Source organism: Streptomyces sp. TRM64462, assembly GCF_013362995.1.
Lineage (GTDB): Bacteria > Actinomycetota > Actinomycetes > Streptomycetales > Streptomycetaceae > Streptomyces.
The window spans coordinates 38,813-56,808 of the sequence record NZ_JABWDV010000344.1; the positions used below are offsets into that span (position 1 = coordinate 38,813).

Genomic DNA, 17,996 nt, shown 5'->3' on the forward strand with positions numbered 1-17,996 from the left:
GCAGCCGACGCTCGTCCGCCGCGGTCAGCCCATCCGCCTCGACGGCCTCATCCAGAGCGAGTTCGGCCAGCAACACCAGCTCCCACCGCCCGAACCGGTGACCCTCCGCCGGCATCACAGGCCGCTTTCGCCCCGACGGGGCCAGCAGTTCATGAGGGCGCAGCGCTTCCTCATCCTTCATGCACATCACCGTAAGGTCACCCACTGGCAACGTCATCGAACGCTCTGTGATCGTCAGGGTCTTCGTCCGGACCGCGGAAGTCGGAAGCGACGCGTCGTACACTCGCGGACCACGATCTCGTCCAGCCAGGCCACGCAGCCGGGGAGTCCGACACGGTCCGTCGCCAAGGCCGCGTCCGCCGCACGGCGACCAGGGCGCGGCGTCAGGCGAGGTCCGCCAGAAGTGCTTCCAGGACCGTCTCCTCCTCCACGCGTGCGCCGAGTTCGGTGAGAGCCGACGCCAGAACCGGGTCCCAGGGGCTGCTTCCGGGGACGCCGGCCAAGGGGGGCAGCGCGGTCCTCGTGGCCGCGACAGCGGCGCGGTAGTCGGCGGCCGTGTAGCGCCAGGGCCGCCAGGGAACGCGGCGCAGCAGGGCGCTCGCGATGCGGAGGCCGCCCCAGTCGAAGTCGCCGTGGTACAGGAGGGTCGCACCGTTGCCGTGGAGGTGGCGCAGGAGGGTGAGGGCGGCTGCGGACGGCTGGCCCTGGAGGCAGACGAGGGGTGGGCAGTCGAGGCCGTGGGCGTCGGCGGCGGCCGACAGTACGGCGGGGTTCTCACAGATCCGGACCGTTGACGGCGTCGTACGCGGAGGTCGGTGCACCAGTTGGCGCAGGGTCAGGACGGCGGGCTCGCCACTGTCGGCCATCCAGTCCAGGGCAGGCGTGCCGCGGACGTTCAGGGTGAGCACCGTCGAGGACACGTCGTCGCGCAGGAGTCCAGCGGACGCCCACGCATCCCGCCGCCATCCGGTACCGCTGCCATCAGGGAAGCCTGTGAGGGCGCGGACTCCGGACAGGGTGAGGGTGGCCAGGGGTGTTCCGTCGTCCAGGGCATGTGCGCCGCCGAGGACGCGGGCCGCGAAGGCGGGAAGGGACACGGCGGGGTCGGCGGGGAGCTGACGCAGCGCCGTGGCCGTGTCGGCCAGGAGTGTTCGGGCGGCTTCGGGGGTGCGGGCGAGGCGGCGTACCAGTCCGTCGGTACGCAGGCGGGTGGCCCAGTCGGTGAGGCGGGGGTGGTCGCGGACCAGGGCTTCGAGCGGGGCGTACGCGGACCGCCAGGCGTGGGACTCGGCGGCGCGGGTCTCGCTGAGCGGGGTGACCGGTCCGGTGAGGGCTGTGACCGCCGGGGCGAGGCCGTCGGGGCTGATGCCGGAGCGGCGCAGCACTGCGTCCACCGCGTCGAGCCGCACGGTGAGCGAACGCCCGCCGCCCGGGGCGCGGCCCAGCAGGCGTTCGGCCGCCGCGCGCTGGGACTCTGTGGGGGCCGTCAGCGAGACCGGTCCGGTGAGGGTCTGCTCACGCTCCACGCGCCGGCGGGCGCGTTCGACCAGCCAGGCCAGGTCGGGGGTGCCGAGGAGGCGGCGCAGGCGTACGGCGTCGATGGGGCCGGTGGGCGTCTCGTTCATGTCCGCTGTGGCTCCCCCGCCGCCTCGTGCGCCCGCTGGTGCGGGAGGCGGGCGGGGTCGTCGGCGCGCAGGCGCACGGTGCCGTCCCACTCCCAGCGGGTGACCAGGACGGCCGCGACTCCGTCGACCCGCGAGAGCTGGGCGATGGCGACACCCGGCACCTGGGGGTAGCAGGCCCACTCGCGCTCACTCGTCATCACCACGTCCAGGTCGAAGGCGTGCAGCAGACCGAGGCATTTGGCGCGGGAGTCGTCGTCGACGCCGGCGAACGCCTCGTCGATGGTGACCAGGCGCGGTGCGTGGGGGTTCCCCGCGCTCGCGTAGTGCGACGAGGCGGCGGCGAACAGGGGTACGGACACCGCGAGGACACGCTCACCGCCCGACGCCGGTCCGGTGGCGGGAACCCAGCGGCCCTGCTGGTGGCGTTCGATGCCGAACTCGTGCCACGAGCGGTAGTCGAGGGCGGCGGTGAGGTGTTCGAGCCAGCTGCCGACCGCGTCGCCGCTGTGCTGCTCGGCGATCTGTGCCTGGAGGAACTCCCCGACAGCCGCCCGGTCTTCGGAAGTCCAGGCGTCCGCGGACTGGCGCAGGCGCTCCCGGGCCTGGGCCAGTCCCGCGGGGGCCTTGCGGGACGGCCGCCACACCAGGCGCAGCTTCATGCCGGTGGAGGTGGGCCGCTCCTCCAGCTCGTCGTTCATGGCTCGCACCCGCCGCTCCGCGGCGCCGATCAGCTCCTGGAGGGTGCCCGCGACCTCGGTGATGAGGTGGGTTTCGAGGATCTCCCGTTCGCGGGCGGACAGGATGCGCGTGAGTTCGCCGACCTCCACGGAGAGGGCTTCGGCGAGTTCCGGTACGGCTCGTTCCTTGCCCTGGTAGAGGATGTCGACGATCACGCCGTCCTCGACCATGCGGGCGGACGCGCTGTGGCCGTGCCGGGACAGGGCGTCCTGCAGGGTCTTCAGCTCTTCGCTGAGACGTCGCTGGACCCGTTCCCAGGCACCCTCCGAGTCGTCCGTGCCCGACAGTTCGGCCTCGATGGAGCGGGCGAGCGCGATGGCGGGTGTGGCCGCCCAGGGTTCGCCCCGGGCCGGTGGTACGGCGAGGCCGGGCAGGGCGACCTCGATGAGGCCGGTGGCCGAGAATCGCTGGAGGGCCGCGATCGCCTCGGCGCGGGCCGACGCGGCGTCGTGGAGGTCCTTCTCGAGCTGCTCGATCTTCCCTTCGGCGCGGTTGGCCCGCCCGTCCGCGTCCTTCCGTACCTCACGGGCGCGGCGCTGGTCGGTGAGGCAGGCGCGCAGCGCTTCAGCGGTGTCGGCGAGGCGCCGCTCCAGTTCGGCGACGGCCGCGCCGACCGTGGAGCGCAGGGTGGCGTGGCGTTCCTCGGCCGCGGTCGCCTCCCGGGCCGCCTCCTCCGCGCGCGCCACGTGCTCCGCCGCCCTGTGTGCTGCCTGCTCCGCCTCGTCGCTTTCCTCGGTGACCTGGCGGGCCACCTCGTCGTGTTCGCGCAGGACCGGCCAGAGGGTGGCCAGGACGAGGGCGAGGTCGGCGAGTGCGGATCGTACGGCGGCGAGGTCCGCGCGGTCGGCGGGCAGCCCCAAGACAGCTGCTGCGGTGGCGAGTTCGGTCGTGGCGAGCTCGGCCCGCCCGGCTGCCTCGGCCATTCCGGCGGCCCGTTGGTCACGCCGGGTGCCGGCCCGGCGGGCGGTGTCGGCGGCCGCGGCGGCGTGGGCGTACGCCTGCCTGAGCGGTGTGTCGTCGGGTACGTCGGCGAGTTCGGCGTCCAGTACGCGGCGGCGCTCGGCGACAGACCGTGCCTTGCCCGAGAGGTCGGACAACTCCTCGCGCAGCGCCGCGAGTTCCGTGCCGAGTGTGGCGATACGGGCCCTTCGGGCCTCCTTCCGGGCACCTTCTCCGACGTACTCGGCGGACGCCTTGCCCCACCGGCCGGTGAGCGCGCCGACGCGGAACCGCCCGTCGGGTGCCACCCAGGTACCCACCTCGCCGCGCTCGTGTTCGTGTTCGCCGAGTCCGATCGCCGCGAGCAGCCGTGCCACGGTCTCCTCTCCGACCGCCGCCGCCCCCGCGTCGCCGTGGTCCACCGCGGGGCGCAGGACGTCGTACAGCGACGGCGTGCCCGGGGGCAGCGCACTCCGCGGGGCGAGAAGCACGTCGTGCCCGGCGGCCGTGAGCGCGGTGCCGTCCGGGCGGACCCAGGCGTCCAGGAGGCCGGACGCCTCCAGCGCCGCCTCGAGACCGGCGCGTTCGTCGTCGGCGAGTCCGGTCCGGAAGTCGGTCAGCCGCCACAGTGGGGCGCCCGGTCCGTGTTCGCGTACCCCTGGTGTCCGGGTGTGCGGGGGCCGGGGACCGCGCCGGCCGCCCGCTTGGAGTTCGGTCAACTCCTGCTCGGCGAGCCGTGCGCGCGCTTCACGGTCCGCCGTGCGGTGGGCGAGTTCCGCCGCGAGGCCCGCCAGGTGTGCGGAGGCGGTGCTGTGGGCCTGGGTGGCGTGCTCGCGGGCGGGGTACGGGCCGTCGAGGTGCCGCGTCCACTCCTGGAGTTCGTCGAGGAGGCCGACAGGATCCGGGTGGGTGAGCTCTCGGCACGTCTCGGCGTGTTCGCGTACGGCATCCAGGAGCGCCCGTCCGGCCTCGGCCGCCGACTGCTCCGCGCGCGTCTGCGCGTCGGCCGCGTCCGCCAGGTCCGACTCCGCCTCGTCGAGGCGCCGGGACGCCTCGTGGCGGGCTCCGGCCGCCTCGTCGGCCGCGTCCGCGAGCTGTTCCGTGTACGCGAGGGCACGCCGTGCCCGTTCCACCGCCGTCCCAACCGCGTCCTCGGTCAAGTCCTCGGGCAGCGCGACGCGCGCGTTCCCGGCGGCCTCACGTACGCGGACGAGGGTGGCGTCGGCCCGGCGTGCGCAGGCCGCGAGCCGGTTCTCGGCGGTGCTCAGCCGTTTCAGAGCCCGGTCGTGGAGCCGCTCGGCCTGGTCCCGGTCCGCTTCCGCGCGCCGCTGTGCGTGGGCCAGGTGGTCGGCGGTCGCGGCAGCCCGCTCCAGTTCGTGGGCGCTGCGCATCTCGGGCCCTTCGCGCAGAGCGGCGTCCTGGGCCCGCAGCCGGGTCTCGGCCTCCGCGAGATCGGCGATCTGCGTCTCTGCGGCCGCCCGCTCGGCCTCGGCCCGCTCCTTGAGCGACTGCGCCTCGGAGAGCTCCCGCTGAAGGTGCTCGTAGCGGGAGTGTTCGGTGCGCGGGAGGCGGGCGCGGCGGCGGGCGGCGATGCGGGCGTAGCGGCGGTAGTGGTCCAGGAACGCCACCGAGGCGCGCTCGGCCTCGGCGGCGGCACGCAGTTCCTCCTTCTCCTCGTCCAGGGAGCGAAACGCCTCGGCGGCGTCGGCGATCACCGCCTGGTCCATGGGCGACAGGGCCTCGGTGAGGGCACGGGAGAGGGCGGCCTCGTTGGGGCGCTTGGAGAGCTGGGGCTGGCGGAGCTGGATGAGCAGGTCGACGAGGGCCGCGTACCGCTGCTCGCCAAGGCCGAAGAGTGCCTCGTCGACGGCTCGCCGGTACGCCTTGGCCTGGTCGTACACCATGCCGTGTCCTGCGACGGCCTCGGCGAGCCGGTCGCGGGACAGGGCGGTGCCGGTGGCGTCGAGGAGGCTGAGGTCGCGGCCGACGCGCTGGTCGGTGACCGCGTACCAGTGGCGTGCGATGCCGCGTCCGGAGACCGCCTTCAGTCCGCAGGCGAGCGTACGGAAGTGTTCCTCGCCGGTCGTCTCGTCCCGCCGGCCGAACTCGATCCAGGTGTAGCCGAGCCGTTCGGGGTGCGGGTGCTCGCCGCCGAGGAGCAGGTTCCACTCCATGCGCTTGCCCGGGTCGCCGTCGGGTTCGACGCGGCGCGGGGTGAGGTCGCCGTCGAGGAGGAAGGGCAGCGTCAGGGCGAGGACCTTGGACTTGCCGGTGCCGTTGTTGCCGCGCAGCAGCAGCCGGCCGTCGCGGAAGTGGAACTCCTCCACGTCGTAGTGGAAGAGGTCGACGAGCCCGATGCGCAGCGGCTGCCAACGGGAGCGTGCGGGGACGGCGAGGGACGCGTGGGGCACGGGGTGGGCGGTCAACGCTTACTTCGCCTTTCGCTGCCGGGTCGGCTGACGGGGTACGCGCCGAGCATGTGCGGACCTGGGTGTGCCCGCTTCGAGGACGACCGTCGCCCCGACGGCGTAGCGGGCCAGGGCGGGGCGTGCCTCCGCCTTGTCCCCGGTCCGGGTGATGAGGGAGAGGGCGGTGAGCTTGTGGAGTGCCTGCTCCACGAGTTCGCCTTCCGCGCCGGGCTCCTTGGCGGACTTGGCCCAGTAGGAGCCGTGCTCGGCGGCGAGGTCGCGGACCTTCCGCCTGAGGTCCTCGGTGGTGACGGGCCCGGTCGCCGCCGCGAGGTGCTCGGCGAGGAGCAGGGTGACGTGGCCATGCGTGCCCTGTTCGGGCATGCGGACGTCGGTGAGGTCGTCGTCGGGGTCGACCATCGCGATGCCCTCGGCCCGAACCTCGGGGACGAGGCCGGTCAGTTCGGTGATGCGCGCGGTGATGAAGCCGCGCTGCCGGGTGAGGTAGGCGAGTTCGGCGTCGGTCAGTTCGTCGTAGTAGAGCACCGGGTCGTCGAGCAGGCGGCTCGTGAGGGATCGGCGCATGGCGCGGAAGCGCAGGTCGTCGCTGTCGAGCGCGGTGTCGGATACGAGTTCCGCGACGCGTTCCTCGAAGGTGCCGGCCCGTACGGTGGACGGGCCGCGGCGGGGTGCGAGCAGTCCGGCCAGCACGCGCCGCTCGACGTCGTACAGGACGTCGCCCGCCCCGTTGACGTACGCCTCCTCGTCCCCCGCGACCCGGCGCAGCACGCCGAGCCGGAGCAGGAGCCGGACGACGGCGGCGAGGTCGAGCCGTTCGTCGCGCCGGTCCAGGGTGAAGGCGATGCCGGTGGCGGCGAGCTGGGGATCGGCTGCTTCGAGGACCACCTGGTCGGCGAGGCGGCCGAGCGCGACTTGTGCCTCGCCTCGTTCGAGGACGGCGAGGGCGAGGCAGAGCAGGACGTAGCGGCGGCGCGTGAAGGGGGCGGCGGCGCGGCTCGCCTCGCGGGCGGGGTGGGTGGAGTCGGTGAGGGTGCCGGGGATCTTACGCAGCCGAGCCGCCTCGGCGTCGACGCGCAGGGCCCAGCCGGTGTTGCGCTCGAACCATTCGCGCAGCTCGGAGGCGTGGCGGCGGACGAGGCGGAACGCGTCGGCGTGCGGGCCGCGGGCGAGCAGCAGGGGCTCCTTGAGCAGGGCGCGGGCGGCCTTGCGCAGGTCGGCGGCGCGCTGTCCGTCCAGGACCTCGGCCAGAGGCGTGCTCATCGTGCGGTGTCCCCCTCGGTCAGGTCGATGATCTCGACGGTGTGGTCGGGGCCGCGGAAGGTGCCGCCGGGGGTGGCGATCTCAGCGGTGGTGCCGTCGTCGAGGGCCGTGAGACGGATTTCCATGGAGCCGTCGTTGCTGGTCGTGGTGGTGTGGGTGGTCCCTGGCCGCCAGGTGGCGAGCGCGTCGCCGAGGAGCTGGAGGAAGAGCCGGAAGGCCACGGGGTCCAGTGCGCCCAGCTCCGACAGCCGGGTGCTGCCGCCGGTGGCGAGCCGGGCGCGGGCGGCAGCGGTCTCGGCGGCCTGCCTGGCGGCGATCTCCGCGAGGTGGCGGCGCGCCGCGGTGCGGTCTTCGACCTTGCGGGGCTTGCCACGCCGCTCGTAACTGCCGGTGCGCCGCAGCTGGGGGCTGATGCGCAGCGGCTCGGCCCCGGCCCACGGGGTGGCCGCCGGTACGGGGTGAGCCGCGCGTGCCGCGAGCGTGTCGGCGTCCACGGTGAGATGGCGGGTGGAGTGCAGGCCGAAGGCGGCGCGCCACAGCCGGTGCCGGGCGTCGTCGTCGGTGGCCTCGGCGAACCAGAGGGCGAGGGTGCGGAAGTCGGCGGAGCGGTCGGAGCGGCCTGCACGCCGCTCGTTCAGGGCCCGTACGACCGCCAGGAGCTGCGGGATGGCGCCCAGGGCGCGGCCGCGCAGGAGCCGGGCCTGCGACTCGCGGCCGTCACGGCTGAGGAACCAGGCGGAGAGCCCCGCCCAGCGCGCGGTCCACCGTTCGCACGCCTCCTGCTCGGCGTGGAGCGCTTCCTCTGGCGCGGCGTCGGCAGCCTCCCGTAGGGCCGCGGTGCGCAGCAGCCACTCGATGCGGGGCTCCAGCTCCAGGATCAGCTGGGCGATGCGGCCGCCAAGGGTGATCAGGTCCTGGATGAACCGCTCCAGGTACTGGATGAGCCGGTCCTTGTACGCGAGGAACGCCTCCTCCTCGACGCCGTGCAGGTCGATGGTGCGCTGCAGGGAGCCCATGAAGGCTCGGGCGTTGTCGGCGAGGGCCGTGAACCGGCTGGTGAGCGCGTCGAGCGCGAGGTAGGTCTTGGCCGGGTCGGGGGTCTCCTCCGCGCTGAGGACGAGCAGGGCCCGCAGCTGGGTGACGATGTCGTGCAGCGCCACGGCCTGGAGCGCTCCACGTCGTCCGAGCGCCTCGTCGAAGGCGGCCAGCCCTTCCTCGGCCGCCTCTCCGGCGCGGGTGAGCTGGTAGACGAAGCGCCTGCGGTAGAAGTCCTCGACAGCCGTCACGCGCGCGGTGTCCGGGTCGGCGCGCAGATTGCCCCACTCGACGAGACTGTCGAGTGCTTTGGCGACCGCTTCGAGTCCGGGGGGACGTTCGCCGGCGGGGAGTGCGGTGTGCACCTCTTCGGGGCGCAGGTGGACCGCGAAGCGCTCCTTCGCCACGACGAACACCCGCATCACGTTCCGGTAGAGGGCCGCGTTGGGTGCGGTGAGGTGCGCGAAGGGCGCGTATGCGCCCGGTTCCTGTGTGGGGTGGGGCGTCGGAGTCATGACCCGCCCATTCTGTCTGATGAAACCCCGGGCCGGACGGCCTATGCCGCGATTCACGGGCCACGCTTGACAGGGCCGTCCCGGCGCCGAGCCTGCCGGGACACGGACGCGGCCGGGGGCCCGGTAAGGGGGCGCGTGCCGTTGCTCACGCGGCCCGCTCCCGCTTCGCAAGCCACCGTCCGTCCACGCGTCACCCGATACGATGCGAGGTGCGGAAGAGCACCCGCGAGCAACCACAGAACACCGAAAATCACCACAAAGAGGGAAGTCACACATGCGGGACGGCCGGTGGGTCACGGTCACCGAATCCGAGTTTCCGCATGAGCAGAGCGGCCTCGACGCCATCCGCGCCCGACTCCGGGACAACGATCCGTGGCGGGCGTGGTCGAACTTCACCTTCACCGCCGGCACCGGCCACGTCCGCGAGGTCGACCTTCTGGTGATCGCCCCCGGCGGGGTCCATCTGATCGAGCTGAAGGACTGGCACGGCACCGTCGAGTCGCGTAACGGCACGTGGCTGCAGACACTGCCCGGCCCCGGCGGCCGGCAGCGCCTCCACAGCAACGCGCTCCACCTGGCCAGCCGCAAGGCCAAGGAGCTGGCCTCGCTCCTGAAGGACCAGGGGGAGCAGGTCTGGGTGTCCGAGGCGGTCTGTTTCACCGACCGCTCCCTGCGGAACCGGCTGCCCGCCCACGACCAGCACGGTATCCACACCCTGGACGAGCTCATCCAGATGCTGGAGGAGCCCCCGCGCGAGGAGCGGCACCGCATCGACGGCCCGCGCTCCCGCCGTATCGCCGCGGCCCTGAAGAGCATCGGGATCGCTCCCAGTGACGCGGAACACAAGGTCGGCCCCTATCTGCTGGAGCGGAAGTCCTTCGACTCCGGCCCCACCTGGGCCGATTATCTGGGCCACCACCCCGAGCTGCCCGAAACCGCCCGCATCCGCGTCTATCTGCGCGAGCGCGGCTCCCATGCCGCGCAGCGCGCCTCGGTCGAGCGCGCCGCCCGGCGCGAGGCGGCGGTCCTGCGCGCGTTCCGGCACCCGGGCGCGGTGCAGCTGAAGCAGTACGACCCGACCGGCCACTCCGCCGGCCCGGCTCTGATCTTCGACTACGACCCGCGGACCCTGCGGCTGGACGAGTATCTGATCCAGTACGGCGACCAGCTCGACGTCCTCTCCCGGATGGCGCTGGTGCGCCAGCTGGCGGAGACGATGCGCTCCGCGCACGGCCACCGGCTCTTCCACCGCACGCTGTCGGCCCGCGCGATTCATGTCACGCCGGGCGGCCGGGACCGGAGCGAGGCCGGCTGGCTGACCCCACACCTGCAGATCTCGGACTGGCAGATCGCCGTACAGCGCGGCGCCGTCCGGGCAGGCGGGCCGGGCACGGATGCAGAGCGCCTCGCTCCCACCACCTTCTCCCAGGCAGGCGCGCACATCTCGGAGGGGGCCGACCCTTATCTCGCGCCGGAGCTGACCGCCCCGAAGGCGGACCCGGTGGCGCTCGACGTGTACGGCCTGGGTGTCCTGACGTACCTGCTGACCACCGGCAAGGCCCCGGCCGCCAGCCAGGCGGAGCTGATGGCCCGCTACGAGGCGGGGGAGGGACTGCGCCCCAGCGCGGTCGTGGACGGCCTGTCGGAGTACATCGACGAGCTGGTCCAGGCCGCCACCGCCTACCGGGTCCGCCACCGCCTGACCTCGGTGGACGAGTTCCTGGACATGCTGGAGATCGTCGAGGACACCCTGACGGAACCTGCGTCGCAGCCCGCCGAGGCGGCGCCGCAGCAGGCTCCTGCCGCCGTGGCAGTTGCTGAGCAGCTGGAGGAGAAGGACCCCCTGGAGGCGGTCGCGGGCGATGTGCTGGCCGGGCGCTGGGAGGTCCAGCGCCGCCTCGGCACGGGCTCGACCAGCCGCGCCTTCCTGGTCCGCGACGTGTCCACCAGTCCGGACACGCCCTTCGCCAAATCCCTGGCCGTCCTCAAGGTCGCCGTCTCCGAGCGCAGCAACGATGTCCTGGTCCGCGAGGCCGCGGTGATGAGCCAGTTGCGCCCGCACTCCGGGATCATCCGGCTGGTCGAACCCGAGCCGCAGAAGATCGGCCGCCGCACCGTACTGGTCACGGAGTACGTCGGCGACGAGCGCGACCCCGGGGCCGCAGCCCCAGGAGCCACCAGGAACCGCCGCCGCGAGGAGACGGTCGCCCGGCTGCTGCGCGAGTTCGGGCGCCTGTCGGTGGATCAGCTGGAGGCGTACGGCGACTATCTCTTCGGCGCGGTGGACTTCCTGGAGGGCGAGGGCGTCTGGCACCGCGACATCAAGCCGGACAACATCGCCATCCGCGTCCGCCGCAACCGCACCCGCGAACTGGTGCTGATCGACTTCTCCCTCGCCGGCTACCCGGTGCAGGAGACCGAGGCGGGCACGGAGGGCTACCTCGACCCGTTCATCGGCAGCCTCACGGAGCGGTCGGTGTACGACGCGCACGCGGAGCGGTACGCGGTCGCGGTCACCCTGCACGAAATGGCCTCGCGCGAGCTGCCGGTGTGGGGCGGCGGCCGGGTGACTGCCCGCCAGACGGACCCGAAGGAGGAGCCGTACCCGACGATCGCCGCCGACGCGTTCGACCCGGCGGTGCGGGACGGGCTGGTCGAGTTCTTCCGCACGGCCCTGCACCGGGACGCCTCCCAGCGCTTCCCGGAGCTGAAGCCGATGCGCGACGCCTGGAAGCGGATCTTCCTTGCGCTGGACGAGGCCAGGCCGTCGACGAAGTCGAGGCGGTCGTCGGCGCGGGGCGCGGAGCGTGCTGTCGAGGCCCCGGCCGGCGGTCGGAAGGGCCCGGCCGCCATCGCCGACGCCGAGGAGGAGACCGCCGAGCAGGCACGCGACGAGGTCGCCGCCACGGTGGACCGGGACACCTCGCTCTCTGCCGCGGGTCTGAGCCCGGCAGCCGAGTCCTTCGTCTTCGGGCTGGGGGTCGAGACGGTCGGCCAGCTGCTCGACTACAGCCAGAAGACCCTGGTGAACGCGCCGGGCCTGGGCCCGAAGACCCGTAACGAAGTCCTGGCCCGGATCAAGCAGTGGCGCCGGCTGCTCGCGGAGCAGCCCCCGGCCCCGCTCACCCCGGAGGGCCGCAAGGCCGCGAAGGAGGAACTGACGGCCGCCGAGGCCACGGTCGCGGTGTCACTGGCGGCGGGCGGCGCGGCTCAGGAACTGCGGGAACGGGCGCTGCGGACCGTCAGCCTGGAGACGCTGGCCACCGTCTTCGTACCGGAACCGAAGAAGAACGGCTCCAACCGCGCCGAGTGCGAGATGGTACGGCTGCTGCTGCGCCTGCCGAACGAGCGCGGCGAGCTCCCCGAGATCGGTGTGTGGCCGCGGCAGAAGGACGTCGCGGAGGCTGTGGGTCTCCACCCCAGCACGATCTCGAATCTGCTCAAGGAGCAGCGGGCGCGCTGGAGGAAGCATCCCGTCGTCCAGTCCCTGCGTACGGAGATCATCGAGCTTCTGCGCTCGCTCGGCCGGGTGGCCTCGGCCGCCGAGATCGCGGACGCGCTCGCCGTGCGCCACGGCACGGAACTGACCGAGCCGGAGCACCGGCGGGCGCTGGCGCTGGCCGCGGTGCGCGCGGTGGTCGAGGTCGGGTCACCTGATCCCGCCAACCCCGCTTTCCAGCATCTGTCCAACCGGGGCGCCTCCGACGAGGCCATGGGCGCCGGCCTGCTGGTTCTGGAGGTCGGTGAGGGCGACGGGCCGGAGACCCCCTCGGCGCCAGGTCTTCTGGAGTACGCACGCCAGCTGGGCGCCGTCGCGGACGAGCTGGCGAAGCTGGACACCCTGCCGACCGCGGCGACCGTCCTCGGCAAGCTGAGCGCGGTCCCACAGCCGAGCGGGGCACTCGACTGGGACGAGCGCCGCATGGTCGAACTGGCGGCGGCCGCCTCGCGCAACGCGGCGGCGACCCCGCGACTGGAGATCTACCCGCGCGACCTGCCGCTCGTACGGGCGCTGCGCCTTACCCAGGCGGGACTCATCCGTGAGACGCCCGGCCTGGCCCGGGACCTGCAGCCGGGTCTGACCCCAGCGGACATCCACGAGCGGGTACGGGCCCGCTTCCCCGAGCTGCTTGATGCGCAGGGTGGCCACTCCCTGCCGGTCGGGGGCGCACTGACCAAGGCCCTGCGGGACGCGGGCTTCGACCTGGAGCTGTCGACCCGGGCGGGCACGTCGGTGCTGCGCTATCTGCCCGCCAAGCGCAAGGACGACTCGACCTTCCGGGCCCTGACGAGCGGGCGGCAGACGAAGGCGTCGCTGTCCGCGCACCGGTACGCGGACGATCAGCAGGTGGCCTATGCGGCGGCGGCGGAGGAGCGGCTGCTGTCGTCCGCGCCCCGGGACGGTTTCCGCGTGCTGACCGTACGGACCGCGCTGGCACCGAAGGCCTCGCGGGCGCTCGTGGGTGAGCGCTTCCGCGCCGAGGCGGTGTCGGTGACGGGGCTGTTCCTGGCGGCACTGCACGAGCTGGTGGACCAGCGGCCGAGGCCGACATGGGAGACGGTCCTCAAGGCGGATGTGGCGGAGCCCGGTTCGAAGGGCGCGCTGAAGTTCGCGGAGTACACGCGGACGGCGTGGGGCGCGGTGGAGCCGAGGCTGGCGCGGTTGCTGGCGCAGGGCGAGGGGGGCGCCGGTGCCACCGCCCGCGTACCGCTGCTGCTGACGGACGCCGGTGTGCTGGCCCGCTATGACGCGATGGGCGTGCTGGAGCGGCTGGCGGAGCGAGCCCGGGGCGGGGGTCGTGGCCTGTGGCTGCTGTGCCCGCAGAGCGACCCGACGCGTCCGCCGAGGCTGGGGACGGTGTCCGTGCCGTACCAGGCGGGGCTGGGCGAGTGGATCCCGCTGCCGGACGCGTGGGTGGGCGATCGCCTGCCGGGCGCGAGGCAGGGCGGAACGGATGGCGCGGCCACGGACGCGGACTACGTGGGAACGACGGATACGGGAGACGAGGCGAAGTGATCGACCGCGAGAAGCGCGACAAGCTGAAAGCCGACCTGATCAAGCAGGTCAAGGCGGTCGAGACCGACCTCGCGGCGCAGGTCGCGGACGGCGACAAGGTGGCGAAGCCGCTGCGCGACGCGTACAAGAAGGCCGCGAAGACGGACCCGGGGACGACGCCGGAGTGGGCCGAGTGGGTGGAACCCCGCCTGGCCGGCCTGCCGGACGACCGGGCGGAGCGGGCCCGGGTGGCGGGCCGGCTGCGCGGGGAGTACGACCGGGCATTCGAGCTGGAGCGTACGGCGGCGACATGGAGCGCGTGGCTGGGTGAGCGGGTCACGCAGGTCGCGGTGGCGTGGGTGCTGGGCACCGTGTTCGTGCGCTTCTGCGAGGACAACCGCCTGATCCCGGAGCCGTACCTGACGAGCCCGGAGCCGGAGCGGCGGGACCTGGCGGAGGCGCGGTACGCGCAGTACGTCGAGCAGGAGTCGGACCCGACGTACCGCGGCTGGCTGGAGCGCGCCTTCGACGAACTGGGCGCGGGTGACGCGGGCAAGCTGCTGTTCAGCCGCCGCCACAACCCGCTGTACCAGATCCCGCTCTCGCACGACGGCGCGCGGGCTCTGGTGGAGTTCTGGCGCGAGCGGGACGAGGCGGACGTCCTGGTCCACGACTTCACGGACCCGCTGAACGAGGACGGCACGGAGGGCTGGGACACCCGCTTCCTGGGCGACCTGTACCAGGACCTGTCTGAGGCGGCGCGGAAGACGTACGCGCTGCTGCAGACCCCGGAGTTCGTGGAGGACTTCATCCTCCAGCGGACGATGGACCCGGTGGTGCGGGAGCTGGGCGGCCGGGTCGCCGGGCTGAAGATGATCGACCCGACGTGCGGCTCGGGCCACTTCGTGCTGGGCGCCTTCCGCCGGATGCTGAAGGCCCTGGAGGCGCGCGGCCTGGGCCACGACCCGCACGAGCGCGTACGGCTCGCGCTGAAGGCGGTGCACGGCGTCGACCTGAACCCGTTCGCGGTGGCCATCGCTCGGTTCCGGCTGCTGATGGCCGCGATGGCGGCGGCGAACATCCGCACGCTGCGGGACGCAGCCCGGTACGACTGGCCGGTGCAGCTCGCGGTGGGCGACTCCCTGATCAAGGCCCGCCAGCTGGAGTTCGGCGTACGCGGCACGAGCGGCCAGGGCGAGCTGGAGTTCACGGCGGAACAGCGGGACGAGCTGGCGGAGTTCTCGTACGCGACGGAGGACATCCACGAGGAGCAGTTCAAGGGCATCCTGGACCAGGGCCGGTACGACGTGGTGGTGGGGAACCCGCCGTACATCACGGTCAAGGACAAGAAGCTGAACGCGCTGTACCGGGACCTTTACAAGTCCTGCTCGGGGACTTATGCCCTGTCGGTGCCCTTTGCTGAGCGGTTCTTCCAGCTCGCGAAGACGGGGGAGCCTGATGGGCGCGGATATGGGATGGTCGGCCAGATCACGGCGAACTCCTTCATGAAGCGCGAGTTCGGCACGAAGCTGATCGAGGAATACTTCGCCCACAAAGTTGAACTCACTGAGGTCATCGACACCTCGGGTGCCTACATCCCCGGCCACGGCACACCCACCATTATTCTAGTTGGCCGTCGCCGCAGCGGAAATTCACGTACGGAGACTATTCGCACAGTACGAAGCATTCAGGGGGAGCCAACGGTTCCCTCCCGCGCAGAGGAAGGACTCGTCTGGAGTTCCATCAGGGACGTCATCGATCAGCCTGGCAAAGTAACTCCCTGGGTCTCATGTGGCGACCTCGAGCGAAAGCGCTATTTTCATCGCCAGCCCTGGATGCTAAGTGATGGCGGCCTGGAGATGGTAGAGAGCCTCGAGCGGGCAAGCTCTGGGCGGTTGAAGGGTGCAATTCAACCGCCCATCGGCCGAGCTGTCCGGGTAGGAGCTGACGAGGCGTACCTTCGCCCCTTGCGGGCAACGTACCGGACCGCAGCGGATCGCCGCGGCCTCCGACCGTTCATGACCGGCGAGGTGGTAAGGGATTGGCGCGCTGAGCCCAATGAGGCCATCTGGTTTCCATACGCCGCCGCGTTCGACGTTACCGAGCTCATAAGAGAGCTATGGCCAATGCGACGACTCCTTGAAGTGCGGGGCACTTTCCAGGGAGACATGGAGGCAGCGGGACTCAAGTGGTGGGATTACATGCAGTACACGCCCTCAGCCTACAGCTCACCGCTTTCGATCACCTTCCCCTTCGTATCCACTCAAAATCACTTCGCCCTCGATCGAGGCAACAAGGTATTCAACCGCCATGCCCCGGTAATCAAATTGCGCGACGAGGCAAACGAAGCGGAGCATTTGAGACTGATAGGGCTCTTGAATAGTTCAACCGCATGCTTCTGGCTGAAGCAAGTAAGCCAATCAAAGGGAAATGGCGGAATTGGCGGTGGGATCTCGGATGAGCTATGGGAACACCGATTTGAGTTCACCGGGTCCAACATAGAGAAGTTTCCCCTTCCTAGCGACTATCCCGCAGACCTTAGTGCGTCCATGAACACCCTCGCAGAACGGCTCACCCTCGCCGCCAATAATCCACTCAGCGTCGAAACGCAGTCCGTACCCACCGTAACCACGCAGCAAGCAGCCTGCGGCGAGTGGCACTCCATTCGGTCCCAGATGATCGCGCTGCAGGAGGAGCTGGATTGGCAGGTGTACTCGCTGTACAACCTGCACTCCGAGGATCTCCGGGCCCCCGAGGAGGAAGTGCCCGGGCTGGAACTCGGCCAGCGGGCGTTCGAGATCGTGCTTGCGCGACGCGTCGCGGCTGGTGAGGCATCCGGCGAGTGGTTCAAGCGGCACGGGTCGAAGCCCATCACCGAACTGCCCGAGCACTGGTCGGATGCCTACAAGGCTGTCGTCCAGAAGCGCATCCACGCGATCGAGACCAGCCGCGCCATCGGCATGATCGAGCGGCCCGAGTACAAGCGTCGCTGGGCGACCGAAGGCTGGGACGCGCTCCAGGAGAAGGCCCTGCGCTCCTGGCTGCTCGACCGGATCGAGAAGCGTGAGCACTGGTACGACGAGAACGGCCAGCCGGCCATCCTCACGCGCGCCCAGCTCACCGACGTGCTCTCCCGCGACGAGGACTTCGTCTCCGTCGCCGAGATCTACCGACCCCGCGAGGAACTCGCGGACGTCGTCGTCGAACTCCTCAAGGACGAGCACGTCCCCTTCCTCGCCGCGCTCCGCTACAAGCCCACCGCCCTGAAGAAGCGGGCCGACTGGGAGCACGTCTGGGACCTCCAGCGCAAGGAGGACGCCGCCACGGACGAGGACGAGAAGCGGAAGATCCGCGACAGCATCCCCGTCCCACCGAAGTACACCTCTGCCGACTTCCTCAAGCCCTCCTACTGGCGCGCCCGAGGCAAGCTCGACGTGCCCAAGGAGCGGTTCATCTCGTACGCCACCGGCGCGATCACCGGTACGCCCGACCTGTTCGGCTGGGCCGGCTGGGATCACCGGGAGCAGGCGCAGGCACTCGCCGCCTACTTCACCAACCACGGCGACCTGTCCACCGAGGAGATCACCCCGCTCCTCGCGGGGCTCCTTGAGCTGCAGCCTTGGCTCAATCAGTGGCACAACGAGTTCGACGTCAACTACAGCGGCTCCCCCGCCGCCTTCTTCGAGGGCTACCGCGCCACCCAGCAGGGTGAGCACGGCCTGACCGACGACGACCTCCGCAACTGGCGTCCCCCGGCCACCGCCCGCCGAGGCCGACGAGCAGCCGCGAGCTGACGATCGGGGGTAGCTCCTTGCTTGCGGCGAGGAGCTACCCCCGTCACTTGCCCGGGTTCGCGGCGTACAGAGTGAGGTCCGAAGTGGGCAGTTCACCTCCGAGATCCTCGGGAAGAGGTACGTCCTCGCCGTACTTCCCGTGGACGACGTTCTTGTATTCGACCCCTCCAGGGCCTGTGAACAGCGACCACGTGCCCGTGCGCGGATCGATCTGGAGCAGTCGGGCGACGCCCGCGGCCGCGTACCAGGCGAGCTTCTCACTCGTCCCCCTCTGTCGGTCATTCGGCGAGAGGACCTCGACGGCCAGCACCACATCACGCGGTTCCAGCAGCCACCCCTCCGCTTCCATGAAGGTGAGAGGGCCGACGGTCAGATCCGGAGTCGTGTAGTCGTCCGGGTCGTCAGCCATGGCGACGGAGACGTTCTCGTACGCCTCGTACACGGGAGCGAGGCCCGGGCGCATGGCATCGCGTAGGTCGATCACGACGCCCGCGTGCTTGCCACACGGGGTCGGGGAAATCACGAGTGTTCCGCTGATGATCTCCACACCCGTCCCGGTGGCCTGCTTGAGCTGCTCGGCGGCTTTGCCCAGGTGTCCTCGGCGGATGGGGATGGGGTGACGGGCAGAGTTGCGCAACGGGGCTCCTCGTTGTTCGTGGGGAAGG

The 17,996-nt window shown here is 71.6% G+C and carries 7 protein-coding genes; 2 read left to right on the forward strand and 5 right to left on the reverse strand.

Annotated elements, in window-relative coordinates; all coding sequences use genetic code 11:
* Window positions 1-383 precede the first annotated feature (383 nt).
* The 4 genes from HTZ82_RS17945 to HTZ82_RS17960 are packed head-to-tail and all read right to left on the reverse strand — an operon-like array spanning window position 384 to window position 8,541.
* On the reverse strand, window positions 384-1,625 hold the full coding sequence (locus HTZ82_RS17945; RefSeq protein ID WP_175410407.1) for a TIGR02679 family protein: 1,242 nt from the start codon (window positions 1,623-1,625) through the stop codon (window positions 384-386).
* The gene (locus HTZ82_RS17950) at window positions 1,622-5,728 is read right to left on the reverse strand and encodes a TIGR02680 family protein (protein WP_217624270.1); all 4,107 of its coding nucleotides are present in this window, start codon (window positions 5,726-5,728) and stop codon (window positions 1,622-1,624) included. The genes HTZ82_RS17945 and HTZ82_RS17950 overlap by 4 nt, the downstream gene beginning before the upstream one ends.
* A 3-nt stretch (window positions 5,729-5,731) precedes the next feature.
* Window positions 5,732-6,991, reverse strand: coding sequence for a TIGR02678 family protein (locus tag HTZ82_RS17955; protein WP_175410408.1), 1,260 nt, complete (start codon window positions 6,989-6,991; stop codon window positions 5,732-5,734).
* A complete protein-coding gene (locus HTZ82_RS17960) occupies window positions 6,988-8,541 on the reverse strand; it encodes a TIGR02677 family protein (RefSeq protein ID WP_175410409.1) in 1,554 nt (517 codons plus the stop codon). The genes HTZ82_RS17955 and HTZ82_RS17960 overlap by 4 nt, the downstream gene beginning before the upstream one ends.
* Window positions 8,542-8,815: 274 nt before the next feature.
* Here HTZ82_RS17960 and pglW point away from each other — a divergent pair, with 274 nt between their 5' ends.
* Both pglW and pglX read left to right on the forward strand, forming a co-directional pair.
* On the forward strand, window positions 8,816-13,558 hold the full coding sequence (pglW, locus tag HTZ82_RS17965) for a BREX system serine/threonine kinase PglW (RefSeq protein WP_175410410.1): 4,743 nt from the start codon (window positions 8,816-8,818) through the stop codon (window positions 13,556-13,558).
* The gene (pglX, locus tag HTZ82_RS17970; protein WP_175410411.1) at window positions 13,555-17,331 is read left to right on the forward strand and encodes a BREX-2 system adenine-specific DNA-methyltransferase PglX; all 3,777 of its coding nucleotides are present in this window, start codon (window positions 13,555-13,557) and stop codon (window positions 17,329-17,331) included. The genes pglW and pglX overlap by 4 nt, the downstream gene beginning before the upstream one ends.
* A gap of 43 nt (window positions 17,332-17,374) precedes the next feature.
* On the opposite strand, the gene HTZ82_RS17975 is transcribed toward pglX, so the two are convergent.
* The gene (locus HTZ82_RS17975; RefSeq protein WP_175410412.1) at window positions 17,375-17,968 is read right to left on the reverse strand and encodes a Uma2 family endonuclease; all 594 of its coding nucleotides are present in this window, start codon (window positions 17,966-17,968) and stop codon (window positions 17,375-17,377) included.
* Window positions 17,969-17,996: the final 28 nt, after the last annotated feature.

Bases quoted from the DNA above. Each gene is read 5' to 3' on its own strand.
- HTZ82_RS17945 (WP_175410407.1), bottom strand. From the start codon at position 1,625: ATGAACGAGACGCCCACCGGCCCCATCGACGCCGTACGCCTGCGCCGC.
- HTZ82_RS17955 (WP_175410408.1), bottom strand. From the start codon at position 6,991: ATGAGCACGCCTCTGGCCGAGGTCCTGGACGGACAGCGCGCCGCCGAC.
- HTZ82_RS17960 (WP_175410409.1), bottom strand. From the start codon at position 8,541: ATGACTCCGACGCCCCACCCCACACAGGAACCGGGCGCATACGCGCCC.
- pglW (WP_175410410.1), top strand. From the start codon at position 8,816: ATGCGGGACGGCCGGTGGGTCACGGTCACCGAATCCGAGTTTCCGCAT.